This window comes from Micromonospora sp. NBC_01638 (assembly GCF_045209745.1).
In the GTDB taxonomy this organism is placed as follows: Bacteria; Actinomycetota; Actinomycetes; order Mycobacteriales; family Micromonosporaceae; genus Micromonospora.
On the sequence record NZ_CP109273.1, the window covers coordinates 5,229,056 to 5,254,571 of the forward strand.

At 69.3% G+C, this 25,516-nt stretch carries 22 protein-coding genes and 1 pseudogene; 17 read left to right on the forward strand and 6 right to left on the reverse strand.

The genetic code is table 11. The features are described from left to right. Positions 1-3 precede the first annotated feature (3 nt). The 10 genes and pseudogenes from OG811_RS24450 to OG811_RS24495 form a co-directional block, all read left to right on the forward strand. A pseudogene (locus OG811_RS24450) lies at positions 4-132 on the forward strand (IS3 family transposase); the annotation flags it as partial. Positions 133-372: 240 nt separating this feature from the next. Then, a complete protein-coding gene (locus OG811_RS24455; protein ID WP_406068982.1) occupies positions 373-498 on the forward strand; it encodes a lasso RiPP family leader peptide-containing protein in 126 nt (41 codons plus the stop codon). Between the two features lie 147 nt (positions 499-645). Continuing rightward, a complete protein-coding gene (locus tag OG811_RS24460) occupies positions 646-2,427 on the forward strand; it encodes an asparagine synthase-related protein (RefSeq protein ID WP_406068983.1) in 1,782 nt (593 codons plus the stop codon). Between the two features lie 13 nt (positions 2,428-2,440). Then, positions 2,441-2,710, forward strand: coding sequence for a lasso peptide biosynthesis PqqD family chaperone (locus OG811_RS24465; RefSeq protein WP_406068984.1), 270 nt, complete (start codon positions 2,441-2,443; stop codon positions 2,708-2,710). Continuing rightward, positions 2,695-3,126, forward strand: a complete 432-nt coding sequence (locus tag OG811_RS24470; RefSeq protein ID WP_406068986.1) for a lasso peptide biosynthesis B2 protein — start codon at positions 2,695-2,697, stop codon at positions 3,124-3,126. Before OG811_RS24465 ends, OG811_RS24470 begins: the two co-directional genes overlap by 16 nt. Further along, a complete protein-coding gene (locus OG811_RS24475; protein WP_406068987.1) occupies positions 3,123-4,436 on the forward strand; it encodes a glycosyltransferase in 1,314 nt (437 codons plus the stop codon). The genes OG811_RS24470 and OG811_RS24475 overlap by 4 nt, the downstream gene beginning before the upstream one ends. Then, entirely contained in the window at positions 4,433-5,620 is a 1,188-nt protein-coding gene (locus tag OG811_RS24480; protein ID WP_406068989.1) for a hypothetical protein, read from the forward strand. Before OG811_RS24475 ends, OG811_RS24480 begins: the two co-directional genes overlap by 4 nt. After that, entirely contained in the window at positions 5,617-6,549 is a 933-nt protein-coding gene (locus OG811_RS24485) for an ATP-binding cassette domain-containing protein (protein ID WP_406068990.1), read from the forward strand. The genes OG811_RS24480 and OG811_RS24485 overlap by 4 nt, the downstream gene beginning before the upstream one ends. Continuing rightward, a complete protein-coding gene (locus OG811_RS24490; RefSeq protein WP_406068992.1) occupies positions 6,546-7,430 on the forward strand; it encodes an ABC transporter permease in 885 nt (294 codons plus the stop codon). Before OG811_RS24485 ends, OG811_RS24490 begins: the two co-directional genes overlap by 4 nt. A gap of 226 nt (positions 7,431-7,656) precedes the next feature. Then, the gene (locus OG811_RS24495) at positions 7,657-10,461 is read left to right on the forward strand and encodes an ATP-binding protein (protein WP_406068993.1); all 2,805 of its coding nucleotides are present in this window, start codon (positions 7,657-7,659) and stop codon (positions 10,459-10,461) included. 167 nt (positions 10,462-10,628) lie between these two features. Here the strand turns inward: OG811_RS24495 and OG811_RS24500 are convergent, their stop codons facing one another. The 4 genes from OG811_RS24500 to OG811_RS24515 are packed head-to-tail and all read right to left on the reverse strand — an operon-like array spanning position 10,629 to position 13,419. Further along, positions 10,629-11,888: an NAD(P)/FAD-dependent oxidoreductase gene (locus tag OG811_RS24500; RefSeq protein ID WP_406068994.1), complete on the reverse strand. Its 1,260-nt coding sequence runs from the start codon at positions 11,886-11,888 to the stop codon at positions 10,629-10,631. 28 nt (positions 11,889-11,916) lie between these two features. Next, positions 11,917-12,513: a GTP cyclohydrolase I FolE gene (folE, locus tag OG811_RS24505; protein WP_406068995.1), complete on the reverse strand. Its 597-nt coding sequence runs from the start codon at positions 12,511-12,513 to the stop codon at positions 11,917-11,919. A 1-nt stretch (position 12,514) separates the two neighbouring features. Continuing rightward, on the reverse strand, positions 12,515-12,910 hold the full coding sequence (locus tag OG811_RS24510) for a hypothetical protein (RefSeq protein ID WP_406068997.1): 396 nt from the start codon (positions 12,908-12,910) through the stop codon (positions 12,515-12,517). Continuing rightward, positions 12,910-13,419: a DUF2231 domain-containing protein gene (locus tag OG811_RS24515; RefSeq protein ID WP_406068999.1), complete on the reverse strand. Its 510-nt coding sequence runs from the start codon at positions 13,417-13,419 to the stop codon at positions 12,910-12,912. The genes OG811_RS24510 and OG811_RS24515 overlap by 1 nt, the downstream gene beginning before the upstream one ends. Positions 13,420-13,532: 113 nt before the next feature. Between OG811_RS24515 and OG811_RS24520 the strand changes: the two genes are divergently transcribed. The 7 genes from OG811_RS24520 to OG811_RS24550 all read left to right on the forward strand — a co-directional run bounded on the left by OG811_RS24520 (position 13,533) and on the right by OG811_RS24550 (position 21,040). Beyond that, complete coding sequence (locus OG811_RS24520; protein WP_406069001.1) at positions 13,533-14,192, forward strand: helix-turn-helix transcriptional regulator; 660 nt, start codon at positions 13,533-13,535, stop codon at positions 14,190-14,192. A 339-nt stretch (positions 14,193-14,531) separates the two neighbouring features. Beyond that, on the forward strand, positions 14,532-15,944 hold the full coding sequence (locus tag OG811_RS24525) for a condensation domain-containing protein (RefSeq protein ID WP_406069003.1): 1,413 nt from the start codon (positions 14,532-14,534) through the stop codon (positions 15,942-15,944). Beyond that, positions 15,941-17,206 (forward strand): MFS transporter, encoded by a 1,266-nt coding sequence (locus tag OG811_RS24530; protein ID WP_406069005.1) that lies wholly within the window; start codon positions 15,941-15,943, stop codon positions 17,204-17,206. Before OG811_RS24525 ends, OG811_RS24530 begins: the two co-directional genes overlap by 4 nt. Before the next feature lies 1 nt (position 17,207). Continuing rightward, a complete protein-coding gene (locus OG811_RS24535; RefSeq protein ID WP_406075897.1) occupies positions 17,208-18,296 on the forward strand; it encodes a condensation domain-containing protein in 1,089 nt (362 codons plus the stop codon). Continuing rightward, entirely contained in the window at positions 18,280-18,510 is a 231-nt protein-coding gene (locus tag OG811_RS24540; RefSeq protein WP_406069007.1) for a phosphopantetheine-binding protein, read from the forward strand. Before OG811_RS24535 ends, OG811_RS24540 begins: the two co-directional genes overlap by 17 nt. After that, entirely contained in the window at positions 18,507-19,718 is a 1,212-nt protein-coding gene (locus OG811_RS24545) for a cytochrome P450 (RefSeq protein ID WP_406069009.1), read from the forward strand. The genes OG811_RS24540 and OG811_RS24545 overlap by 4 nt, the downstream gene beginning before the upstream one ends. Continuing rightward, the gene (locus OG811_RS24550; RefSeq protein ID WP_406069011.1) at positions 19,715-21,040 is read left to right on the forward strand and encodes an amino acid adenylation domain-containing protein; all 1,326 of its coding nucleotides are present in this window, start codon (positions 19,715-19,717) and stop codon (positions 21,038-21,040) included. The genes OG811_RS24545 and OG811_RS24550 overlap by 4 nt, the downstream gene beginning before the upstream one ends. Positions 21,041-21,048: 8 nt before the next feature. Here the strand turns inward: OG811_RS24550 and OG811_RS24555 are convergent, their stop codons facing one another. Together OG811_RS24555 and OG811_RS24560 are read right to left on the reverse strand one after the other, a co-directional pair. Further along, entirely contained in the window at positions 21,049-23,718 is a 2,670-nt protein-coding gene (locus OG811_RS24555; RefSeq protein ID WP_406069013.1) for an ATP-binding protein, read from the reverse strand. A 191-nt stretch (positions 23,719-23,909) separates the two neighbouring features. Then, positions 23,910-25,328: a family 43 glycosylhydrolase gene (locus OG811_RS24560; RefSeq protein WP_406069015.1), complete on the reverse strand. Its 1,419-nt coding sequence runs from the start codon at positions 25,326-25,328 to the stop codon at positions 23,910-23,912. Positions 25,329-25,516: the final 188 nt, after the last annotated feature.

Consider the following 25,516-nt stretch of genomic DNA (forward strand, 5'->3'; position numbering starts at 1 on the left):
TACCGCGTCTACGGCGTCCGGAAGGTGTGGCTTGAGCTGAACCGCCACGGCGTGGCGGTGGCCAGGTGCACGGTCGAGCGGCTCACGCGCGAGGCCGGGCTGCGGGGGCTGCTGCGGGACAGGTCCCCGCGGCCCGCGCGGCCCGCGCCCGCACGCCCCCGGTGACCTCGTCCCGTCTCCATCAAGCCCGGTGCGGGACAGTCCTGTCCGGGCCGTTGTCCGGGACGGCCGCACCGACGCTGGTGACCCGTTGCGGGGCTGTCCTGGACAGGATGGCGCGGTTGCCGGCCATCACCCACGGATATCTGATGGATGTCAGCGAGGCAGTCACAAGGATCGCCTCAGATCACCGATTGCAACGAGGTGAACAGCATGAACGAGAAGACGATGGGCTACGAGCCCCCCGCGCTGGTCGAGGTCGGCGACTTCACCGAACTCACCCGCATCACCAACGCTGGCGAATGGTCCGACCTGTGGGGCGGCTGGTGGGACCTGTAAGTCGCGCCGACCTACGGTAAACGACTAACGCTCGACAACTAACGCACGTCGAAGCCGGATCAACGCGCCGGGGTGGTCGGCCAACTGCACCAGGGCTGACCACCCCGGCGTCATGCGTCTCACGCGAATCTTGCGAAGGGAGTGGGCATGCGGTTCATTATCCTTTCCGACCACGAGGCGTCGCAGGCCCTGGCCCAGCGCCACGGCGCAGGACAGACGATCCGACATCCGTCCGGACGGCCGTGGATCGCCGGCCACTGGGAGCACGACGACATTGTCGTGGCCCGTGCCGGTGACCGGGCCCTGGTGCTCCTCGGCCGGACCGCCGAGACCGGCGAGAGCCTCACCCGGCGGCTCGACGCTGTCCGAACCGTGGCCGACCTGGATGCCATCGCCAGGAGTGTGCCGGGCTGCTATCACCTCATCGGATCGATCGGCGGGGTCACCCGGGCACAGGGCAGCTTGTCCAACCGCTACCAGCTCTTCAGTGGAACCGTCGACCGGGTCGCGGTCGCGGCTGACCGTGCCGACACGATCGCCGCCCTGACCGGCGCCGGAATCGACGAGGAAGCCGTCGTGCTCCAACTCGTTGCACCGTTCGGGCCGCCGTGGCCGTTGCGTGAGCGATGTGTCTGGCAGGGCGTCGAGCAGTTGCCGGGCGGGCGTTTCCTCGTCCTGGACGGCGATGACCCGGTCGCCCGTACCCGCCGATGGTGGACACCGCCGGAGCCGCAGCTGTCATTGGCCGACGGCGCGCAAGCCGTGCGGACAGCATTGGTTTCGGCCGTTGCCGCGCGCGCCCCGGGCGGTGGCGGGTCGTTCAGCGCTGATCTCTCCGGCGGTCTGGACTCGACCAGCCTCTGCTTCATCGCCGCAGCCGGCGGGGCAGACCCGACGACGTTTCGCATCGCGCCACTCGACGAGTCGAATGAGGACGAGCGGTGGGCGGGATGGTGCGAGGAACAGCTGCCGGGCAAACATCTGGTGATCCCGGGCGAAGAGGCGCCCTCCTGGTACGAGGTCGCCGACGATGATGACGTCGAAGGGCCGTTTCCGTTCGTCCGCACGCGGGCACTGGCCAGTTTCATCGCCGCACATGTCGGGGCCCACGGCTCCCGACGCCACCTTCAGGGGATCGGCGGCGACGAGCTCTTCTCCGCCAGCACGTTGACCCTGCATGACCTGGCCCGGCGCCATCCCACCGCCGCGGCGCGGCAGATCCTGACCACCAAGGCGATGCGTCGCTGGTCGGTCGCCACGACAACGGGGTTCCTGCTCTCCGGCGTGCCCTACCACCGGTGGTTGGCGCGCAGCGGCCGGCGGCTGACCGCGCCGCCCGGTGAGATGACGCACGCGCACTGGGAGATCGCCACGACCCTTCCGCCGTGGATCACCGCGGACGCCGCGGACGTGGCGCGACGCCTCTACCGGGAGGTGGCCGCGAGCCGACCTCGACCGGAGGCGACCCCACCCGCGCAGCACGAGATGATCCGGATCACCCAGTTCAATGGAACCGCCGCGCGGCGCAGCTCGCGGGTCGCGGAGCGCGACAGCGTCACGCTCGAGAACCCGTACCTCGATGACCAGGTGCTGAACGCGGCGCTGTCGGTGCGGTTCGCCGATCGGATGGTCAGCGGCCGGTTCAAGCCGGTGCTCGGCGAGGCGATGCGGGGCATCATTCCCGACGGGTTGCTCGACCGGCGGACCAAGGGCGACTACAGCGCCGAGCAGTTCGCCGGCCTGCGCCGCCACCGCTGCGATCTGCTCGCACTCTTCGACGACGCCGAGTTGGCCCGGATGGGCCTCATCGACACCGATCGGCTGCGCGCCGACGTCTTCGGCGTCCTGCCGAACTCAAAGCCATTGATCCCATTCGAACGGACCCTGTCCTGCGAGGCCTGGCTACGCGATGTGGCCCGAGCAGCCTAAGGAGGAGAATGAGATGAGTCTTGCACTGGCTCCAGAAGTGACCGCAGCCGAAACCAGCAACGGTCTTGTGCTGCTCGACCAGCGGTCAGGCCGCTACTGGCAGCTCAACGGCACCGGAGCGGTGACTGTGCGGATGCTGCTCGACGGCCGAACGCCCGACGGCGTCGCGGCCGCCCTCCGCGAGCGGTTCCCCGACTGCGCGCAACGCGTCGAATCGGACGTGAATTCGCTGGTGGGCGCGCTGCTCGACGCGAGGCTGGTGCAATCATGCCAGCCGGAGTGATGCTCGAGCGTCCGACGACGCCGCCACTATCGCTCGTGCCGGGCGCTGTCGTCGCCGCCGGACTGGGCCGGGTGCTGGCGCGGATCACACCTCGCCGGCTGCGGGAGGTGCTGGAGTTCGCCCGCCGCGGCGCACGCCCGGCGACCGAGGCGGAGGCCGCCCGCGCCCGCAACGCGATCGTCGCGGTCAGCCCCCGCTGCCGGGGCCAATGGTGCCTGCAACGGGCGATCGCCACAGCGCTGCTGTGCCGGGCGGGGGGCACCTGGCCGCAGTGGTGCACCGGCGTGCGGACGGATCCGTTCCAGGCGCACGCCTGGGTCGCCGTCGACGGCCGGCCGGTCGGCGAGCCCGGCTCCGACATCGACTATTTCCAGGTGATGATGGTGGTGCCGCCGGTCGGGCGGGACGTGTCATGAGGGTCATGTTGTGCACCTACGGAAGCAGGGGCGACACCGAGCCCTACGTCGCTCTCGCCTGTGCGCTCAATGCCGCCGGCCACGAGGCGATCCTCGCCGCACCCTCGACCTACGCGGGTCTCGCCGCCCGGCACGACGTGGAGTTCGTCGCCCGCGACGCTGGGCTCCTCAACCTCATCCACGACCCCCGGATGCGCAGGCAGATCGAGGATGGCAGGGCGACGGGGCCCAACCCCGCCCTGGCTCTGGAGATCCGCGATCGGCTGTTCCCCGCCCACCTCACCGGTCTTCTGGAGGCCGCCGCGGACGCCGATCTGGTCGTGCACCGAGCCGACCACGGGCACCACATCGCCGAGAAATTCGGGGTGCCCAGCGTGCTCGGCCTGCTCAACCCGCACGGTGTGACCTCGGCCTACTACCCGACCGTCGAGGCGCTGGGCACCGCGGCGCCCGGACGGGGCCATGACGGGCCCAGCCGCGAGAACCTGCGCAGCCATGTGCGGGCACGGCTTCGGGGCGAGCCCGCCTCCACGAGGGGGTGCGTCGAGCGGTGGCGGAAGCAGGACCTGGGATTGCCGCCCCGGGCGGGCATGCACGACCGGTTCCATCAGGTCGACAACCGCCCGGTCCCGGTCCTGCATGCCTTCAGCCGGCACCTGGTCGAGTCGGCGCCCGACTGGCCGCCATGGGTCCACAGCACCGGTTACTGGTTCCTGCCGACCGATTCGGCGGCGCCCTCGCCGAGTCTGGTGCGATTCCTGGACCAGGGCGCAGCGCCGGTCTTCTTCGGCCTGGGCAGCCTGGTGGGCACCGACCCGCAACGGACCGGCCGGATGGTCGTCGAGGCCGCTCGCCGCGCGGGGGTGCGTGCGGTGGTCGTGGCCGGTGCCGGCGGCATCGCGATCGACAATCCACCCGAGACCGATGATGTCCTGGTCGTCGACGACGTGCCGTATGACTGGCTGTTCCCCCGGGTCCGCGCAGCTGTCCACGCGGGTGGTCTCGGCACCACGCACCACGCACTCGCCGCGGGCCTGCCGCAGGTCGCGCTGCCGTTCCACGTGGAGCAGATGAGTTGGGCGGCGCACCTGCACGCCCGGGGTGTCGCGCCACCGCCGATCTGGCAGCGCGACCTGAGCACCACCGCGCTCTGCACCGCCGTACGAGCCTGCCTCACCGATCCCGGCCTTACCCGCGCCGCCCAGGCGCTGGGCCGAAACCTGCGCGGCGAGGGCGGGGCCGCCGCTGCGGTCGAGGTCCTGGAAGCCACCTACGGTCCGCGCCATCGAAGAACAGGAGAGGCAGCATGAGTACGCTCCGCGAGGCAACAGAACTTCGCGTGCTGATCCGCTCCGCGGCTGCCGGCGACGACGCGGTCGCGGAGGCCATCTCCCGGCTGGGACCGGCCCGCGTCGCGGCGACCCTGGTCGACGAGATGGTCAGCCGGGCGGACCTCGGCGAGGTCGGCCCGCTGCCGGGGCCGGTTACGGTCAGGTTCGATCTGGACTTCGACGGTCGTACCCTGGCGCACTCGGTGTCCTTCAAAGAAGGACGAGTGCGCCACGGTGACGCCGGCCCCGACGCCGCCCGACCGGTGCTGGTCGAACTGGAGCTCGTCGCGTTGGCCAGGGCGGTGTTCGGTGGGCCGATGGCTCCCCACGCGCTGTGCCGACGGATCGACTGGGGTGATGTCGACGACCCGCGGGAGTTCATGGTCGGCGTCGCCGCCGCTCCCGTGGTGCAGCGGTTGCTGCGCGGCGCCGCCGGCGAACCCGCACGGCTCGACGAGCTGGCCCTGGTCAACGGCTCCGACAAGTGGGGTCCGCACTTCTACACTCCGATCTACGAACGACACTTCGCCCCGCTACGCGAGCAGGAACTGACCATTGTGGAGTTGGGCATCGGCGGATACGCCCATCCGGGCAGTGGCGGTGGTTCGCTGCGGATGTGGAAGCGGTACTTCCCGCGGGCGCTGGTCTACGGCGTCGACATGTTCGACAAGAGCGCCGCTGCCGAACAACGCGTGTTTCCCATCCAGGGCGACCTTTCCGATCCGGACTTTGTCGGCGGCCTGGCGGGGAGGCTCGGCCCGCTCGACATCGTCATCGACGACGGCAGCCACGCCTGCGCCGACGTGATCCTCGCCTTCCACGCGTTGTTCCCCGCCCTTCGCCCCGGCGGCCTTTACGTGATCGAGGATCTCCAGACCTCCTACTGGCCCTCCTACGGCGGCAACGCGACGAACCTCCACGACGCCAGCACGAGCATGGGTTTTCTCAAGCAGTTGCTCGACGGCCTCAATTATGAGGAGCACGACGGCGCGGGGAGTTCCAGGCCGACTCGGTTCGACAGCATGCTGGTCGGCGCGCACTTTTACCACAACATCGCGGTGCTGGAGAAGGGCCGCAACGCCGACGGCCCGATGCCCGGCTTCGTCAGGCAGCGCCCGGTGACCCAGGTCGGCCGGGCCGACCGGCGGGAGGTGACGGCGTGAGCGCCATCGTCGCCGAGTCGCTGCGCAAGGCATACGGCGGCGTCGCCGCGGTCGACGGCCTCGACCTCAGGGTCGCGGCGGGCGAGATGTTCGGCTTCCTCGGCCCCAACGGCGCCGGCAAGTCGACGACGATCGCCATGCTCTGCACCCTGACCCGCCCGGACCGCGGCCACGCCAGCGTCGCCGGGTTCGACGTCGTGCGGTCGTCCACCGATGTACGCCGGCGCATCGGCCTGATCCTGCAGGAGAGCACCACCGACGGCGATCTCACCCTCATGGAGAACCTCCGGCTCCACGCCCACCTCTACGGCCTGCCCCGCCGTACGTTTCCCGCCCGGGCCCGGCACCTCCTCGACCTCTTCGGTCTGGCGGACCGGCGCGACCGGCTCGCCAGGACCCTCTCCGGCGGCATGCGCAGGCGTCTCGAGATCGCCCGGGGTCTGCTGCACGAGCCGGCGGTGCTGTTCCTCGACGAACCGACCGCCGGCCTCGACCCGCACAGCCGGGCCGGCGTCTGGGATCACCTCCACGCGCTTCGCCGCGATCGCGCGCTCACCGTCTTCCTGACCACGCATCATCTGGAGGAAGCCGAACGCTGTGACCGGATTCTGGTGCTCGACCGGGGCCGCGCGGTCGTGCGGGGCACACCTGCAGAGCTCAAGGCGACGGTAGGCGCCGACGTCGTGCGGCTGAACACCGCGGACGACGCCCGGGCGGCGATGCGGATCCGGCGGGACTTCGCGTGCGACGCGACGGTGGACGCGCAGGGCGTCCGGGTGGTCACCGAGAACGGCGCGGCCCTCGTACCCCGGCTGTGCGCGGTGCTCGACACGCCCATCAACGCGGTGCAGGTCTCGCCGCCGACGCTCGACGACGTTTTCCTCCACTACACCGGTCGCGCGGCCAAGGACGGTGATCAATCCGCATGAGACCGCAGACTGTCACGAGAAGCAGCACGATCCCGCCGGGCGATGGCGCCGTGCCCACGGGCGGGTCGCTCACGCGCGAGCTCCGGGCGGTCTGGGCCCTGTGGCAGCGGGAGATGCTGCGGCTCATGCGCAGCCGGGCGCAGGTGGTGATGGCCCTGCTGAGCCCGCTGCTGTTTCTCTTCCTGCTCGGGCCCGGGCTTGACACCATGCTCGACACCCCGGCCACGGGCGCCGGAGGAGCGGGCCCGGGCAGCTACGTGGCGTACCTGTTCCCCGGAATCTTGATCATGGCTGTGCAGATGCCGGCACTGCGTGCCGGCGGTGCCATCGTCCGCGACCGGGAGGCGGGGCTGCTGCGCGCGACCCTGGTGGCGCCCGTGCGCCGCGACACACTGCTCGTCGGCCGGTGTATGGGCGGCGCGAGCGCCGCGGCGCTCCAGGCCGCACTGCTGCTGATCCTCGGACCGCTGGTGGGGCTCCCCGCTGACCCGGGCCTGCTCCTGCTGCTCTTCGGCGCGTTGTGGCTGGTCGCCTTCTCCCTGACGATGCTCGGCGCGCTCGCCGCCGTGCTCGTCCGCCGGGTCGAGACCTTCCAGGCGATGCTCGGCCTGGTGACCCTGCCGCTGGTGATGCTTTCCGGCGCGCTGTTTCCGGTCGGTGCCCTGCCCGGGTGGCTGACGCCGGTCATTCTGGCCAACCCGCTGACCTACGCGGTCGACGCGGTCCGCCGAATGGCCTCTGTGGAGGGCATCGGTCCTGCGGCGAGCGGCCCGACCTGGGGTGGCTGGCAACCGCCTGTCGCTCTCGAACTCGCCGTCATGCTGCTGTTGGGCCTGCTCGCACTCGTGGTTGCCGCCCGCCGCTTCAACCGGATGGACTGACTGTTCATCTCCTCGTCCCGTGTCGTCGCGATGTCGTGCAGGCCTTCATCATTCAGCGAACTACCGATCGCGGATGAGTGTCAGCGCTGGCTCCTGTCCCGGGCAAGCCATTGTGTGCCAACAGGAATGCTTCGGTAGTCTCGGACACAAGTCCGGACAGGACAGTGTCGTCCCGCCGAGCCATGCGGGACGGTCACGCCCGCACGCCTAACGCGGGGGGCGGCAGATGTCAGACGATGACGTCGCAATCGACATGACGGGCGTCGAACGGTTGCTCCTGCAGTTGCGCCGGCTCAAGCAGGAGTCCCAGCTGACCTACCGCGAGCTGGAGAGCCGTGCCACCGCGGTCGGCGACGTCCTGCCCCGCAGCACCCTCGCGAGCGCGCTGCGCGGGCCGGGCCTGCCCCGCCGCGAGGTTGTCGCCGCCTATCTGCGCGCCTGCCTCAACCCGACCGACGCCGAACGCTGGCTACGCGGATTCGACCGCCATGTCGCCGCGAACGGCTACGAGCCGCGCGGTGCGGGGCCCACGGTCGGGGCTGACGTCGCGGTCGAGGCGAGCCCAGGTGGGCTCGTGGCCTCGTCGGGCACGCGAGCCGCACCGCTTCCGAGGCAGCTTCCGACGCTGGCGCGACACTTCGTGGGCCGGCGGTCCGAGCTGGTCCTGCTCGACAAGGCCCTGCTGGCCGAGGACAGCGGAGTCGTCGTCGTGTCGGGAATGGCGGGTGCCGGCAAGACGGTGCTCGCCGTGCGGTGGGCCCATGCCGCGGCATCGGCGTTCCCGGACGGTCAGATCTTCGTCAACCTGCGGGGGTTCGGGCCGCAGCCGGCGCTGACGGTGACCGCCGCCCTTGGGCATCTGCTGGGCAGCCTCGGCATCCCGGCCGACCAGGTGCCATCCGACGAGGAGCAGGCGGCTGCGCTGTTCCGGTCGATGACCGCTGACCTGCGGCTGCTTGTGGTGCTCGACGACGCCCGGGACGCCGACCAGGTGCGACCGCTGCTGCCGGGCGGCCGACACGCGCGGGTGGTCGTCACCAGCAGGGACCGCCTGCTCGGCCTGGTCGTGCGAGACGGGGCGGGCACCGTTGACGTCGACGTGCTCGACGAGCCCGATGCGGTCGACCTGATCGGTCGGGTCGTCGGCCCCGACGTGCTCGCGGCCGAGCCCGCCGCGGCCCGCGACCTGGCCCGGATCGTGGGCTACCTCCCGCTGGCGGTCCGCATCGCCGCCGCCGACCTGCCGAGCGGCGTCGCTGACCCGATCGCGACCCGGGCCTGCCAGCTGGCCGACGGCAGCCGCCTGACCCACCTCGAGACGCGCGGCGACCCGGGCAGCGCGCTGGCCACCGCGTTCCGTCACTCCCACAGTCGGCTCGAACCCGTGGCACAGCGGCTGTTCGCGCTGATCGGGCTGCTGCCCATGACCGAGTTCGACCGGTCGGTGGCGGCGGCGCTGCTCGGCGTCCCGGCCAGCGTGGCCGAGCCTTTCGTGCTGGGTCTGGCCGACGCGCACCTGCTCACCGTCGTCGGGCGCCGGGTATTCGTGCACGACCTCGTGCACGAATACGCGGCCGACCTGGTCGTGCGAACGGCTCCCCGGGCCCAGCGCGAGGCCGCGGTGCGCTGCGCATACGGCTACTACCTGCGCCGGCTACTGGCCGCTGGGCGGCTCCTGTCCCCGCAGTTGATCCAGGTGGAGAACCACGGCGGAGAGGTGTTCGGCGATCCCGATGACGCGATCGCCTGGCTCGACCAGGAGTATGAGCACCTGCGGGCCGCTGCTCTGCTTGCCAGCGACCGTGGCGTGCCCGACATGGCTTGGCGGCTGGCCGCCGCGCTGCGGGTGCGGTTCATGTCTCATCGGGACATGGACGGTTGGTTCGCCGTCACCCGGGCCGGGCTCGCCGCCCTCCGCGCTCACCGTGCCCGAGCCGGCAACGTCCTGCGGGTCCGGGCGTTGCTGCGCACGAGTCTCGCCCTGGCCCATCTGTTCCTTGGCGAGCCGGCCGAGGCCATGGCCAACGCGCGGTGGGGGGTGCGGTCCAGCCGCCAGGCTGGCTGGCTGCGGTGCGAGACGTCGGCCCGGTCGATCCTCGCCGTCCAGCACTCCCGCATCGGGCACATCCGGGCCGCCGAACGACAACTGATGCACGTACGAAACCGGCAGCGGGCGGCCGCTGACGCGTCCGGGGCGGGGATCGCGCTCAACAACCTCGGTACCGTGCGGATGCTGACCGGCCGGCTCGACCTGGCCGAACCCGATCTGGAACGGGCGCTGGCGCTGCAAACCGCTAACCACGCCCGCCGGGGGATCGCCTCGGTGTTGATCAACCTCGGTCATCTCGAACTTGAGCGGGGCCGGCTCGGCTCGGCCGGGGAGCGGCTGACCGGGGCCATCGATCTCTACGAGCGGCTCGGTGATGTGGAGGGGCAGGCTGCCGCGTCCGGATACCTGGCGGTCGTGCGCGTCTTCCAGGGCGACGCGACCATCGCCCGCCGGATCGCGGTGAGCGGTCTGCGGGCCCTGCGCGGCCTCACCGATCCGCACGCGCAGGCGTTGCTGCTGTGCGGCCTCGCCACCGTCCGCCGCGTGATGGGGCAGCACCGGCTGTCGATGACCTACCTGCATCGGGCCTTGCGACTGTCCCTTGTGGCCACCTCGGCTCAGCCCTACGTGGAGGCGCTCATCGGTCTGGCCCACGGCCACCTGCGCCGCTGCGAGCTCGATCTGGCCGGTGCCTGGGCGACGCAGGCGCTGGAGCTGGCCCGCGAGGCCGGCTACCGGGGCTTCGAGGGGATGACACTCGGTGTCCAGGCCGCGATCGCCGCCGGCGCCGGCGACCGGGCGGGCGCGGCGCGGCTGGCCCTGGAGTCCGCCGACATCCTGCGCGAACGCGGGTTCGGCCTGGCCCTGGCCCACAGCCTGATCGTCCATCGCGAAGCGACCGGCGATGACGGCGACGCTGAGGAGATCGAGACCCTCCTGGCCGAGGCCGCGGAGAGCTTCCGTTCCAGCGCCGCATGGTGAGGTTCATGCCGGTCGGCAGCGAGCGCAGTCCAGCAATTCACGCTGGCCGGTGGTGGGGCGAACTGCCGGGCGCACCAACTGATCGGATCGCCGCCCGAGGTGGGCGGTCACGTCGGAACCGGCCGGCACCGGTGGGTGTCGGCCGGCTCCGCAAGGCGTGACGTCGGCTATCCGATCTGAGCCCCGGGTGCCGACACCGGCGGTGGCAGCTCGTCGAGCGGCACGGCGGGGTCGGCCAGTCGGTCGAGGTCGACCGGTTGGGCTGCCGCGACGAGCCGCCGGATCGACGGGACGACGTCCCACACGTTGACGTTCATGCCGGCGAGCACCCGCCCGCCGGCGGTCCAGAAGGCGACGAACTCGCGCTTGGCGACGTCGCCCCGGACGACGACCCGGTCGACCGCCCCGGGCGGGGCGTGTCCGACGTACTCCATGCCCAGGTCGTACTGGTCGGTGTAGAAGTAGGGCAGGTCGTCGTAGCTGACGGGCTGCCCCAGCATGGCGCGGGCCACCGCGGCGCCGCCGTGGAGTGCGTTGGCCCAGTGCTCGACGCGCAGGCGCCGGCGCAGCACGGGGTGGTAGGCGTTGGCGACGTCACCGGCGGCGTAGATCTCCGGGTCGGCGGTGCGCAGGGACGCGTCGACGACGATTCCGTTCTCGACGGCGAGGCCCGCCGCTGCCGCCAGTTCGGTGTTCGGCCGTACGCCCACGGCGACCACCACGGCGTCGGCGGGCACCTCGGTTCCGTCGGCCAGCAGGACCGAGGAGACTCGACCGGTGCCGCGGATCTCGCGGACCTCGGCGTCGAAGTGGAAGGTGACGCCGTGGTCCCGGTGCAGGTTGGCGAACACCCGGGCGATCTCGTCGCCGAGCACCCGGCGCAACGGCAGCGCGGCCGTTTCGACGATGTCGACGGTGGCGCCGCGCTGCCGGGCGGCGGCGGCGACCTCCAGGCCGATCCACCCCGCTCCGACGATCACGATGTGCGCGCCGTCGACCAGCGCCCCGGCGATTCGACGGCTGTCGGCGAGGGTGCGCAGCCGCAGCACCCCGTCCAGGTGGACGCCGGGTGCCGCGAGGTCGCGGGGTCTGGCGCCGGTGGCCAGCAGCAGCTTGTCGTAGCGGATCCGCTGGCCGTCGGCGAGTTGGACCTCCCCGTCGGAGCGATCGACGGCGACGGCGCGGGCGGCGGTGCGCAGGTCGACGTCGTGCTCTGCGTACCACCCGACGTCGTGCACGTACACGCTGTCGGGTTCGGCGCCGCCGGTCAGCAGACCCTTGGACAGTGGTGGCCGCTCGTACGGTCGCTCTGGCTCGTCGCCGAGCACGACGATCCCGCCGTCGAAGCCCTCCTCCCGCAGCATCTGCGCGGCTCGCGCGCCGGCGAGCCCGGCTCCCACGATCACGAACGTGCCGTTCTTCGACATCGGTCCAGCTCCTTTCGAGGTGCGTCGATCAGCGGGTGCCGACCCCGGTCAGGGTGAAGAACTCGGCGCGCGAGCGGTGGTCGTCGCGCAGGGCGCCGAGCAGGGTGGAGGTGATGGTGCTGCTGCCCACGGCCCGGACGCCGCGCAGCGTCATGCACAGGTGTTCGGCTTCGATGACCACGCCGACCCCGCGCGGGCGTAGTTGGCTGGTCAGCCAGTCGGCGATCTGTTTGGTCAGGCGTTCCTGGACCTGCGGGCCGTGGGCGAACAGCTCGACCACCCGGGCCAGTTTGGACAGTCCCAGAATGCGTTCGCCGGGCAGGTAGCCGATGTGCGCGACGCCGACGAACGGCAGCAGGTGGTGTTCGCAGACCGACCGGATCGGGATGGCCCGGGCCAGCACCAGCTCGTCGTAGCCTTCGTCGTTGTCGAAGGTGGTCAGCTGGAACTCGCGCGGGGTGAGCAGCTCGGCGTAGGCGCGGGCCATCCGGCCCGGGGTGTCGGCGAGCCCGTCGGCGGAGAGGTCGACGCCGAGCGCGGCCAGGAACTCCGCCGCCGCCCGCTCGGCGGCGGCCGGGTCGCGGCGGGGACGCTGGTGCTGCACCCGCAGGGCGGTGACACTCACCTCAGCGACCTCCCACACCGAGGGCCGCGAGCGCGGCCAGCACGAGCGTTGCGGCGGCGAACAGGCCGTGGCCGATCACCACCGGCACGGGGAACCGGGACTCGGCGGTCCCGGACCGGCGCGCGGGAATCCAGCGGGCCAGCATCGTGAACCCGAGCAGCGCCACCGGCAGGAGTGCCCCGAACGCGACCCACGCGAGCACGTCGTTGTCGACGGCCAGGTAGGCGATCCACAGCACCAGCCCGATCACGGCCAGGGTGAAGTGGCCGAACACCAGGCCCGGCGCCAAACGGCTGCCGCTTCCCGGTCGGTGGCCTCCGTGGCTGATCCAGGTGCCGAGCATGACGAAGCCACCGACGGCGGTGATCAGCCAGGTGACGAGTGCGGCGATGGCCATCAGGAGTTCTCCTTGTCTGTGCTGTTGTAGCCCTGCGCCTGGGTGGTCTCGTCGGCGACGCGCACGCCGTACCGGTAGGCCAGTTCGCCCCCGAGGTAACCGGCGACGGTCAGCCCGGCGAGGCTGATCGCCGAGAGCGCCAGCGGTCCCGTGGCCACCGGACCCGGCGGGCCGCCGCCCCGCAGGGCGAAGTTGACCGCGTACGCGCCGGTGACCGCGAGGTTGATCGCCATGTGGACGAGCGCGGTGCGGAAGACCCGGGTGCCGGTGGGGATGGCGAACAGGTCCAGGAAGCCGGCGAGCGCGGCAGCGAGCGCGCCGACGACGCCCAGCCCGATGAGCCACCGTGCGCCGTCGGCCAGGCCCTGCGGTCCGGATGCGAACCGGGAGGCGAGGTCGAAGGCGAAGCTGGCCACCCAGGCGCCGATCGGCACCGCCACCAGCGCGGGATGAAGTGGGTGGCCGTAGCGACCGGCCAGGTTGCTCACCGGATGCTTGGCCTGATCCATGGGTCGCACGGGAACCCCCAGGTGATTTTCACCAACGCTGATTGGTGATAGCGATCATGCTGCCCCACTGCGTCGAGAATTTCAATAGCCATCGTTGGTGATAACCTTTCGGCATGAGCACGGGGGAGCGCTGGAGCGCGATGGCCGCGCTCGTCGACCGGTCCCGACGGGCGCTCTACGACTACGTCTGCCGGGCCGATCACCCCGTCACCCGGGAGGAGGCGGCCGAGGCGCACGGCATGTCCCGCAACCTCACCGCGTTCCACCTCGACAAGCTCGTCGAGTCCGGCCTGCTACGGGCCCACTACCAGACGCCGGCCGACCAGCCCCGGGGCCGCGGCCGGACGCCGAAGGTCTACGAGGCGGCCGGCGACGGCGTGGCGATCACCGTTCCCGAGCGGCGCTACGAGCTCATCGCCGAGATCCTCGCCGACGCGGTCGCCGACGACCCGCACGACGCCCCCGAGGCGGCACGGCGGCATGCCCGGCAACGCGGCCGGGACATCGGCGCACGGGTGCGCGACGCCGGCGAGGACCTCATCCCCGCGCTCGCCGGACTCGGCTTCGAACCCGAGACGCTCGGCGACCATGTGCTGCTGCGCAACTGCCCGTTCCACGCCCTCGCCACCCGGCAGACCGCCCTGGTGTGCGGGCTCAACCACGCCTTCCTCGCCGGCATGATCGACGGTGCGGGACGTACCGACCTGCTGCCCCGGCTCGCGCCGCGTCCCGGGGCGTGCTGCGTCCGGTTGGACGGCCTACCGGAGCACTAGCTGCCCCTCGCAGAGGCACCGGTCACGGTGAGATGCGGACCTCGACCGAGCTGCTGAACACGTCGTTGATGCCGCTCCCACTTCCTCAAAGAACGGCCACTGCACGGGTCGTCATCGCGTAGCCAAGTCCAAGGTCTCGTTCACGTCCGCCGTGGCAGGGTCTGATCGATCTGACCCGTCGCGATCAGCAAATTAGTGATGAGGGTGCCCACCTCGTGCGAATTCGGCACCCCGGTCGTCGCTGTGCCGTCGGTCAGTGTGCAGACCCAGTCGGACGTTGTTCAGTCGCATTCGCATCTGGTCTCGCACACTTTCGGACACTCTCGTACGGCTTTTCCGTTGACGCTGCTCGTGGCCTGCTGCAAGGTCAATGGTGTTCCGCGCACCAATTTCGACCAGTGGGAGGGAGGTGAACACAATGATGAAGGGCGGCGACTGCGCTTCCTGAGTCCCGGCAAAACCGAAGCTCGTGGGGGTCGGGGCGGCCGTTGCGACAGCCGCGACCGCCCCGATTCCTCTGGAGATATCCTGGTGGCTGAAAACGCTGGAAACACGTATCCGCTGACTATGGGGCAGTTGTCGCTCTGGCAGGACGCCATGCGTCGCCCCGCCAGTCAGCGCTGGGAATCGAATATGAACCCGGCCTGGGACGTGCCGCCAGGGGTGGGCACGGAGAAATTCAAGTGGGCACTTGCCGCGCTTGTGGATCGGCACGAATCGCTACGAACGCGGTACCGTGTGGCCGACGACTCCAGCGGCGTTGAACAAATCGTTGCCGCATCTGCTCCGGCTGCATGGCAAGGAACAGTCGAGCAGGAACAGTGGTCGGCCATGGCTGCTGAGCAACTTCGGCGGCCGTTCGACCTGACCGAGCAGGCGCCGTGGCGAGCCTGGGTGGCGCTAAAGGACGGATTGCCGTGCCAGGTCCAGCTCGTCATCCACCACCTTGCCGCTGACGGCGCGGCCTTGGCGGTCCTTGAGCACGACTTCCGGTCCCTGATCGAATCACCACAGGCAGTGCGGCCGGCCCCCACTCCTCGAGGGCTGGCAGCACGTCAGCGAGAACCGGCATACGCAGCGAGGCTTGCGGCTGCCGCCGATTATCGTGAACGAACGACTGCTGCGGCGTCACCGGATGCGGGGATTGTGCGCCAGGGTCTGCTGCGCGCGTGTGCACACACCGGCATCCCCTTCAGTCTTGCGCGGCAAACCGCACAGAAACTCGAAGTAACGTTACCCAATCTGCTCTTCGCAGCGTATTTTCAGGCTCTTGTCGGCATGAGCGGTGCAGCTTCACCACTGCTGTTCCTGCTGTCCGCGAACCGGCTGGAGCCCTCGGTGCGAAATCTCGTTTCATCGATGACCCAGTGGGTGCCCGTCCGTGGCACCGAGAACGCGGACCGCCCGTTCTCTGCCGTTGCCGCCGAAATGAACATCAACGGGATACGCGCCCTTCAGCACGGGATAGTCGACCCTGCTGCGGCCGCGCCGTTGGACTACGATCGGGGATACTTCTTCACGTTCGTCTCGCCGCCTGCCGGAGTTCCCACCGCCACCGGATGCCTTGGGCGGAGCCGGGTCGAGTGGTTGCCGCCACGAGGGTACAGCGGTCCGAGTTTCTACGTCGTCGCCAGCGTCTTTCCTGAAGTCAGTCTGACCCTTCGTGTCATGCGATCGGGCTATGAGCGGGAAGATCTGGAGAGATTTCTGCTCACCATGACGGAGACGTTGCGGCAAGCGACGGCACGATGAGTCAAAGTCTGTGGCGCCACCGCGATTTCATGGTGCTCTGGTCCGGGCGGACGATGAGCGAAACCGGCGATGCGATCTCACTGCTGGCCATCCCCCTGCTTGCTGTCACCGTTCTTGACGCCACGGCAATAGAGGTGGGCGTGCTAACCGCGACAAGGATGGCCGCCTATCTGCTGATCTCGCTGCCGGCCGGAGTATGGGTGGACCGTTGGCCGAAACGCAAACTCATGGTCACCTGCCATCTTCTGCGAGCCGGGCTGGTGGCCACGGTTGCCGTGGGCGCCTGGACGGGTTGGGTCACCATGGCGCAGCTGTGGATTGTCGCGCTGCTCTCGGGCGTGTGCACCGTGCTCTACGAAACCGCTCACCACAGTTGGCTGCCGGCCATCGTGCGGCCCGACCAGTTGCTCGATGCCAACGGGAAGATGAGCACGACCTACTCGGTATCGATGATTGCCGGGTACAGTGCCGGCGGTGCGCTGATTTCGGTAATCGGTGTAGCGAGAACGGTGGGGCTGGATGCCTTGGCGTACGTCGCCAATGCCTTCACGCTGCTGTTGATCCACCGTGATGAGCCGCAGCGGGCCGTGGTGCGCGAACGCCATTTCCGCCGAGAGTTGGCCGAGGGTCTCTCGTATGTGTTCGGTCATCCCATCATGCCGAGGCTGGTCGCGGCGGCCGCGACGCTGAACCTGTTCAGCCAGATGATCTTCGCTCTCGCAGTGCTGTACCTGGTGCGGCTCGTGCAGCTGTCCGAGGGCCAGGTCGCGCTGACTCTTGCCTTGATCACCATCGGCGGTGTCAGCGGTGGGCTGCTCTCGGGGCGACTGGCCCGGATAGTGGGCACGGCGAGGATCATCTGGGCGGCACCGCTCGGACTGGGCTGGCTGGTTCTGCTCGTTCCCGTTTCGCAACCAGGCTGGGGAATGCTGACGTACACCGTTGGCATGGCCGGGCTCAGCGCGCTGTTCGCCATCTACAACGCAGCATCGGTCAGTTACCGCCAACGGGTCTGTCCACCGGAACTGCTCGGCCGGATGACGGCCTCGGTGCGGTGGGTCATCTTCGGGGTGATGCCGTTGGGCGCGCTTCTGGGCGGCGCGCTGGGCTCCTGGATCGGCGTCCGTCCGACCATGTGGATCGCTGCGGCGGGGGTGTGGGCGTCTGGACTGTGGGTGCTCTTCTCACCTCTGCGGCGGATGCGTGACCTGCCCGCCGACACTGCCCAGAAGCCGAAAGAGGAGGCGATGAAAGTTGGCTGACATGCCGTACGGGCAGCGGATTCTCGCGTGGTCCGGCAGTGGATTTCCCGCGGATCGGTTCGTCGCCGTCGGCGGCGTGCGGCTGCCGGAGGAGCCGGATCTCGGCTGGCTTCAAGACCGACTCAACGCCGCCGTGCGCCGGCATCCGGTGCTCGGCACCGGCCCGGTGCCACTGGTGAACGTAGACGATGTCTGGGCGTCGGCGGCGGCGGCAAGCTATCCGCCAGGGTCCCCGTGCCTCCTGTGGGCGTACGTGAACGGCTCTGATCTCCTGCTCGTAGCGCACCACACCGTGTCTGACCCTTGGTCAATGCGCATCCTGGTCGGTGACGTGCTTGCGGGCGACCGAACGTCGGCGCGGTCCTACCGACACGACGTGTCGGTGAAGCACCTCAAACGAATGTTTCGGGCGGTCCCGTTCTGGAAGCACACGCTCGTCGACGTCCCGCCGCTTACGGCGGACGGTGGCTCGGGCATGCCCGAGACCACACGAGAACTGCGGATCAGGACGGATATCACGGCGGTCCAGGCGGATGAGGTGGGCCGTGCGGCGCGAAGCACCGCGTTCGTGGTGCTGTTCGCCGCATTCGCCCAAGCTCTGCAGCCGTTGAGCGCAGGCAGAGATCTGCTCATCCCGGTGCTGACCTACGGGCGCGACCGGTCCGAATGGGACACCGTGGGCCTCTACATGAACGTGCTGCCAGTGCGGCTGACCACAACCGACCTGCCCGCCGTGCAGCACGCATTCATTGCGGCCTACGCCCAGGAGATTCCCTTTCCGGTGCTCTTGGAGACGTTGCCTACTGCCGGCGCCGCCTTCGCCCGCGGTGGCCCGGCCCTTGCTCAGTTCGAGGTGATACAGGTTCAGGCCGACGACAGCATTGAGCCATTGACCATTCCCGCCGGCCTCGATCTGGGCGGGCCGATACTTCCCGTCAACGGGCTCGCCTTCTGGCTGGAACTCGGCAGCGGCGGCATCTACACGGTTTGCCTGCGCTACCGGAATGATCTTTATCGTGAGTCAGTGATGCGGGCCCTCATCCAGCGGTTCGTCGACAGGTGGGGAGATCTGTATGCAGCAGCGAGCTGAGCTCCAACGCAGGCTGATCAAGCTGTGGAGCGAGAAACTGGGTGTTCCCACGGTCACCGCCGGTGACAACTTCTTCGCCCTCGGCGGCGACTCCCTCCTGGCCGCGGACCTGCTGATGGACATCTACGAGGAGTTCGGGATAGAGATCGACGCGGCAGTCCTGTTCCTCAAGCCCACTATCGCCGATCTTCTCGACGAGGTCTCGACGGCATGAACCTGGTCCCCTCAACCGACGTGGCGGCCATCGACCTCGCACGGATCGACCTCAGCGACCCGGGGCTGTTCGCCCATGGCGACCCGCACGCGGTATGGCAGGCAATGCGCCAGCGCGAGCCGGTGCGGTGGCAAGCTGTCAACAACACAGGCTTCTGGGCCGTTTCCACCTTCGACGGCGCCGACAGGGTCCTTTCGGACCATGCCACTTTTTCCTCGACGGGTGGCGTCGTGCTCAACATGCTCGGCCGGCCGGAGCCGGCCCAGGGGCAGCAGTTCTCGGCGACCGATCCACCCGAACTCGCCCGAATCCGCAGCCCGCTACAGCGGGAGTTGGCGATGCGGGCTGTCCAACAGCACGCAGCCTCCATCCGGGAACATGTCCGAGATCTGCTTGGATCACACTCCGGAAGCTTCGACTTCGCGGCCGCCATCGCACCGCTGCCAATGGCCTTCCTTGGGCCGCTCATGGGTATCCCGGCCCAGGACTGGCCCCTGATCGCCCGCCTGGTGGCAATGTCGGTCGCCGAACACGACCCCGACACGGCGGTCGAAGGGGGTCCCCAGGCGACCCTCGACCGGGGTCATCGCGAGCTGTTCGCCTACCTGCTGAGTCTCTCGCTGGAACACCGTCGGCGTCCACGCGGCGACCTGGTCGATGCGCTACTGGCGCTGCCGCTCAGCGCCGGGGGAGTGGTCGCAAACTGCTACAGCCTGATCCTGGGGGCCGCGGCCGCGATCGCTCACGTTCCCACCGCGACACTCGCCGAGCTACTACGCACCGCCCAGTACCCGACGTGGGCCGCGCAGCGCGCTCTCCTGCCCAGCGCAGTAGAGGAAGCGATCCGCTGGACCTCTCCCGCCGGGCACTTCCTGCGTACGGCCACCCGGGACACGTCGATCAACGGAAAGGCGATCGCCGCAGGAGACGCAGTGGTGCTGTGGATAGGCTCGTCCAACCGCGACGAGCGATTTTTTTCGGATCCCCACCTGCTGGATCCGTCCCGCCGTGGACAGCGCCACCTTGCCTTTGGCGCCGGTGCGCACTACTGCGTCGGGGCGGGGCTCGCGCGGCTCGCGTTGAGGATCGTCTTTGAGGAGATGTTTCAACGGTTTGCATCCTTCGAGCTTGCCGGCGACATCGTGCACGTGCGCTCCACGTGGCTGGCCGGCATCAAGAGCCTTCCAGTGGTAGGCAGGCCGCGGTGACCAACGATGTGTTGGCGATGATCCAGGCACGGATGCGGGAAGCCCCTGGCGCCATCGCGCTCGCGGACCTTCAAGGATCAACGACGTACGCGGATCTGGATCGCCTGTCGGGCTCCATAGCGAGCTATCTGGAGGCCCGGAAGGTGGCCGTGGGCGAGCCCGTTGGCGTGCACGCCCCCCTGTCCCGATGGGCGATCGCCGGGATGCTGGGGGTGTTGCGGGCCGGAGCACGATACGTGCCTATCGACATGGCCTTTCCCGTTGACCGGCAGCAGCAGATGAAGCTACACAGCGGGGCGCGTATCCACCTCACCCAGGACCTGATCGCGGCGCTGCCCGAACGAGAAGCGCCCTGGCGAGACGGCCCGCACGCCTACACGATCTTCACCAGCGGCTCGACCGGCAACCCCAAAGCGGTGTCAGTCTCACGGGCGGCGTTGAGCTACTCGACCACAGCCCGGATCGACTACTACCGCGAGCCACCACGCCGGTTCCTGCTGTGTTCGTCCATATCGTTCGACAGTTCGGTGGCGGGCATCTACTGGACGTTGTGCACGGGCTCGGCACTCATCATCCCCAGCGACAGGCCAGCAAACCTGCCCGCCATTCTGAAGGCTGGCCGGGAGTATCACCCGACCCACGCGCTCATGGTGCCCTCGCTCTACCGGCTTCTGCTGCGCTCACCGATTGAATCGCTTACGACGGTGATCGTCGCCGGGGAGACCTGCCCGCCAGAACTCGTGCGGCAGCACTTCAACATCGTGCCGCGGACCGACCTGTACAACGAATACGGCCCAACTGAGTGCACAGTGTGGAGCACCGTGCACAAGTGCACCCCTGGCGAAGATCCGGTCCCCATCGGCAGGCCTATCCCCGGAACGGCGGTATCCATCCAAGATGGCGAACTCGTGATCTCCTCGCCGGGAGTGGTGAACGAGCAACGCGAATACCGTACCGGGGATATCGTCAGCCTCGGCGACGACGGTCTGCTCCGCTATCACGGTCGCGCTGATAATCAACTCAAACTGGGCGGAATGCGCATCGAGTCAGCCGAGATCGAGAGCGCCCTGCTCACTATCCCCGGGATTGCCGATGCTGCCATCGGCGTACACGAATCGCGGGTCGCCGCCTTCCTCACCGGGTTACCGAGCATCGACGAAAGGGAGCTGAGAGCCCATCTGCTGCAGCACCTTCCAGCTGTCGCGGTACCCAGGGCGTTCCGGCTCGTCGCCCGCCTGCCAGTGCTTCCCAACGGGAAGCTGGACCGCAATGAGCTGGCCAACCGCGCGGAAGAGATCTTCGGTGGGGTGCCGTCACGCTGACGCGGACCTCACGCCAGGCGCGGTGGCGTCGGTTCTTGGCGGTGCTCGGTGCCGTGCGGTGGGATGTACGGGAGGAGTTCCGCGAGCTTGGCGGTGTTGCCGAGCCGGGTGAAGATCGCGCTGGCTTCCTCGAACGCCCGTTGCGCGGCCAACGGCTCGGTCTGCGCGTACGCCTTGCCCAGATTTGTGAGCGCCGTGGCCTGCATCGAATGCCATCCGCGGGTGCGCCAGATCGCTACCGATTCCTCGAGGTGGCCGATCGCCCGTGCGGGGCTGCCGTCGGCCAGCTCTATCTCGCCCAACACGTCCAGCGCCTGGGCCAGGTGGTGGCTCATGTGGTACTCACGGCTGAGCGCCACCGACGTCTCGGCCGTGGTGCGCGCGGCCGGATCACCGCGCTGCAAGTCCAGCCGAGCCAGTGCGAGCAGCGTCAAGACCTCGGTGTACGTGTCGTCGTAGTGACGCGAGATGCTCAGTGACTCGCGGAGCATGCCGTGGCTGCGTTCGAAGTTGGCGAGCTCGCGATGGGTGATGCCGGAGAACTGCAGGACGGTCGCGACCCAGCGCGGATTGCCAAGGGCTCGTGCCTCGTCCAGTGCAACGGCCAGGCCAGCGGCGGCGTCGTCGAACCGTGCCTGCTCGTAGTGGGCGACTGACAGCGCCAACCGGGCCCGGATCCGGCCGCCCCGGTGCTCCGAGCGGGTGGCCAACTGGAGGGCACGGGTGGCGTAGGTGATTGCGGCGGGGCGGTCGCCCGCCGCGGTGAGCGCCCAGGAGCACATCACGGCGGCGTCGCTCATGCCCTGCTCGTGCCGCAGGAGGGTGAACATGTCCAACAGTCGGAACGCCTCGTCGTGCAGTCGGGACATCGCGTCGCCGTCGCCGCCGTCGGTGATCCACGTGGTCACGTCGATCAGGCCGCGTAGCATGACCGCCTCACCGAGCAGGTTGCCCGCCGCGTGGCACGCAGACATGACCTCGGTGTTGGTGTCGACCCAGTCGCTGTACATGCCGCGCACGTCGAAGTACTTCTCCATGCACCCGGCCAGGTCGAACGCCACGTCGTCGAGGCCGAGCAGACATGCCTGCCGGATCAGGGACAGCAGCGCCGCCCTCTCGGCATCGAACCACAGGCCCGGGTCGATACTCGGCGTGTACCGCTCGACCCAGCCCAGGACCGGGCGCGGCGCGGATCCGCTGATCGCCGCGTAGCACGGCCCCGGGATGTGTCCAGCCATCCGCTCGGTGAGGGCCAGCCAGCCACCGAACCCGCGGGTGAGCGCAGCCGCAAGCGACTCACCGGTCTCCTCGACCTCGGCGCGCTCCCGAGCGAAGATCCGTACCAGGTCGTGGAAGCGGTAGCGCTGCTGCCCGGCCGCATCGGTGTCGGCGGCGGTGAGCAACTGCGCATCCACCAACGCTTCGGCGTGCTCGACGCCGGTGTCCAACGTCGAGTCGAGCATGGCCGCGGCGAACCAGGCCGGAAAGTCCGGCAGGTCGAAGAGGCCGAGCAGCCGGAACAGCCGCCGTGCCGTCGGGTCGAGCCCTTGGTAGCTCAGGGCGAGCGAGGCGCGGACCGCCAGGTCACCGGCTGCCAACTGGTCCAGGCGGCGTTGCTCGTCGCCGAGCATCGTGGCCAGGTGTCCGAGGTGCCATTTGGGCCGGGCGGCGAGGCGTGCCCCGGCGACGCGCACCGCCAGTGGTAGCCCACCGCACAACGCGATGATCTTCGCCGCCCCCGTGTGCTGTGCGGCCACCCGCTCGTCCGTGGTGATGCTGGCCAGCAGCCGGATCGCCGTCGTAGGTGCAAACACGTCGAGGTCGACGCGGCGGGCACCCTCGATGCCGGTCAGCCGTGCCCGGCTGGTCACCAGGACAGCGCAGGTCGCCGTGCCCGGCAGCAGGGGTCGGACCTGGCTCTCTGTGGCCGCGTTGTCCAAGACCAGCAGCACCGAGCGATCGGCGAGGCGGGTGCGGTACAGCTCGGCACGTTCGGCCTCGTCCGCCGGAATTGCTTGGTTTGGTACGCCCAGCGCGCGCAGAAACCGGGCCAGGACGTCGCCGGACTGCAACGGCGACGCGTCGGCACCGCGCAGGTTCACGTAGAGCCGACCGTCGAGATACCTGCCGGCCAGCCGATGGGCGACGTGGACGGCGAGGGCCGTTTTGCCGACGCCACCCATGCCGCTGATCGTCGCGATGGCCGGCGCCTGGTGGTGCCGGCCGGTACGTGTCGGGCCCGACAGGTGCTCGTACAGCGAAACCACGTGCTCCTCGCGGCCGGTGAAGTCGGCGATGTCGGCGGGCAGCATGGCAGGCACGGATCCACCGTCCGGTGCGGGCTGCGGCACGTCGTGCGGGACAGGTGCCGCGCCATCCGGCCGGGCCGTTGCGGCGGCGAGCGCATTGCGCGCCGTGACCCACGTGGCGACCACCGCCCCGTCGAGCCCGCAAGCCCGGACGAACGTCGCGACGATGTCGCTCCTGGGCAGGCTGGCGCGGGCAAGCATCGAGGCGGTCGTACTCGCCGGCAACACCTCACCGGCGGCCTCCGCCCGGCGGGCCAGCTGCCGGTATGACAGATCAGACCACGCCCGCAACTGGCGGAGAGCGGCAATGAACTCACCTGGCCCGGTGATCCCATTCGGGCTCGGCAAACCACCAACATGCTGAGTCATGCGTCCCCCGCAACGACGTCGCTCTGTAGTTGATCACCCTAGTCCCCGGGTGGTTGTGGAGCCAGTGGCGTTCAGGTCTGTCCGAAAGGGACCCGGATGCTGCCTCCACCGGTCTCGGCGACGGGGTGATCGTCGGGCCGGCGTGGCCGTGGTGGCGACTCCGGCCGCACCCCACCGGTAGGCGAGATCGGCTATTCGAGGTGGAAGGTGGCGGAGCTACGCTCGGCGCTCGAACTCACCGCTTCCACGTAGAGCAGTCCGTCGCGGTGGCGCACATATCGGCCCGGGAAGTTCTGTGACTCCAGGGAGAGCCCGGCGCTGGCGGCCAGGCCGGATTGACGACGGAAGCTCGCGTCGTCGCCGAAGAGGGTCGAGCCGTCGTTCTGCTCGACGTACAGGGCGAAGCCCCGGTGACGCAGGTAGTACCCCGGGAAGTTGGTCGACTCCAGCGACACCGATCCGCCGCCGGCGAGGCCGGTGACGATGCGGAACTGGGAGTCGGCCAGGTTCGACACGTTCGGCTCGACTCGGGCCCGGTAGTCGTAGTGCCGAATGTAGCTGCCAGCCAGATCATGTGAACGCAGCCGAACCGGTGTGGCCCCGTCGGGCACCGGGATGCCGAAGTTCGGGGTGCCATCGGCGTTCCAGTAAAGCTTTTGAAGCCTTGCCCGCCGGTTCGGGTCATTGAGCGGATCGCCGGTGATGTCGCGGTAGTTGCGGTCGTGATAGACCAGGATGTCGCTCTGCCCGTCCTCCGAGACGGTGAACGAGTTGTGGCCGGGGCCGTACTGGCCGGTGGCCGCGTTGCTGGCGAACACCGGGTTGGCGCTCTTGCTCCAGGAGGCGGCGTCGAGCAGGTTCGCGGTGGCGGAGGCGCTCAGCATCCCGAGGCAATAGTTGGCGTCCGTGGCGCTGGCCGAGTAGGTCAGGAAGACGCGGCCGTTGCGTTGGAGCACCGCCGGTCCCTCGGCAACCCGGTAGCCGCGGGTCTCCCAGTCGTACGTCGGCACGACCAGTCGGGTCACCGTGCCCGTGATCTGCCAAGGGTTGGCACCCATCCGGGCGATGTAGACGTTGGAGTTGGTGGATATCCCTGGCTCCTGCTGTGCCCAGGTCAGATAGCGCACCCCGTTGGCGACGAAGGTCGAAGCGTCCAGGCTGAAGGTGTCCCAGGGTGTCGTGATCCGGCCGCGTTCGGTCCACGAACCGGTCAGCGGATTCGCGCTGGCGTTCTCCAGCACGTACATCCGGATTCGCCACACGTCATCGGTCCGGCCCGCGGCGAAGTAGACGTACCACCGGTTGTTGATGAAATGGATCTCTGGTGCCCAGATGTGGGCGCCCATCTCTCCGCTGGTGTGCCGGTTCCAGATCGTCATTTCCGCCGCCGTCGCCAGCCCCTGCAAGGTGGTCGCACGTCGCAGCACGATCCGGTCGTACTGCGGCACTGTCGCGGTCAGGTAGTAGTAGCCGTCGGTGTGCCTGACGATGTGCGGGTCGGCCCGCTGGTTCACCAGCGGGTTGGTGTAGTTGACGGCCGGTGCGGCGTGCGCCGGCCCGGCCACCGGCAGGCTGGCCGACACGGCGAGCACCACCAACACCGCGGCCACAACCGACCGTAGGACTCGGGGGCCACAGCGGCCGGCAGGCCCCGAGCCGACGGCTCGGCGGGTAACTGGATCGGTTCGGTGGAGCGGCAGCGGCATCTGTCCTCCGTGCGGTTGGATGGTGGCGTTGACCGGCGCGCTGACCAGGATGATGCCGGCGCGGGTCAGCAGGGCGAGCGAAGCGAGGTGAC

Coding starts and splice junctions, on each gene's coding strand:
- OG811_RS24455 (WP_406068982.1), top strand. CDS start 373: ATGAACGAGAAGACGATGGGCTACGAGCCCCCCGCGCTGGTCGAGGTC.
- OG811_RS24460 (WP_406068983.1), top strand. CDS start 646: ATGCGGTTCATTATCCTTTCCGACCACGAGGCGTCGCAGGCCCTGGCC.
- OG811_RS24465 (WP_406068984.1), top strand. CDS start 2,441: ATGAGTCTTGCACTGGCTCCAGAAGTGACCGCAGCCGAAACCAGCAAC.
- OG811_RS24470 (WP_406068986.1), top strand. CDS start 2,695: ATGCCAGCCGGAGTGATGCTCGAGCGTCCGACGACGCCGCCACTATCG.
- OG811_RS24475 (WP_406068987.1), top strand. CDS start 3,123: ATGAGGGTCATGTTGTGCACCTACGGAAGCAGGGGCGACACCGAGCCC.
- OG811_RS24480 (WP_406068989.1), top strand. CDS start 4,433: ATGAGTACGCTCCGCGAGGCAACAGAACTTCGCGTGCTGATCCGCTCC.
- OG811_RS24490 (WP_406068992.1), top strand. CDS start 6,546: ATGAGACCGCAGACTGTCACGAGAAGCAGCACGATCCCGCCGGGCGAT.
- OG811_RS24495 (WP_406068993.1), top strand. CDS start 7,657: ATGTCAGACGATGACGTCGCAATCGACATGACGGGCGTCGAACGGTTG.
- OG811_RS24500 (WP_406068994.1), bottom strand. CDS start 11,888: ATGTCGAAGAACGGCACGTTCGTGATCGTGGGAGCCGGGCTCGCCGGC.
- OG811_RS24510 (WP_406068997.1), bottom strand. CDS start 12,910: ATGGCCATCGCCGCACTCGTCACCTGGCTGATCACCGCCGTCGGTGGC.
- OG811_RS24515 (WP_406068999.1), bottom strand. CDS start 13,419: ATGGATCAGGCCAAGCATCCGGTGAGCAACCTGGCCGGTCGCTACGGC.
- OG811_RS24520 (WP_406069001.1), top strand. CDS start 13,533: ATGAGCACGGGGGAGCGCTGGAGCGCGATGGCCGCGCTCGTCGACCGG.
- OG811_RS24530 (WP_406069005.1), top strand. CDS start 15,941: ATGAGTCAAAGTCTGTGGCGCCACCGCGATTTCATGGTGCTCTGGTCC.
- OG811_RS24535 (WP_406075897.1), top strand. CDS start 17,208: ATGCCGTACGGGCAGCGGATTCTCGCGTGGTCCGGCAGTGGATTTCCC.
- OG811_RS24540 (WP_406069007.1), top strand. CDS start 18,280: ATGCAGCAGCGAGCTGAGCTCCAACGCAGGCTGATCAAGCTGTGGAGC.
- OG811_RS24545 (WP_406069009.1), top strand. CDS start 18,507: ATGAACCTGGTCCCCTCAACCGACGTGGCGGCCATCGACCTCGCACGG.
- OG811_RS24555 (WP_406069013.1), bottom strand. CDS start 23,718: ATGACTCAGCATGTTGGTGGTTTGCCGAGCCCGAATGGGATCACCGGG.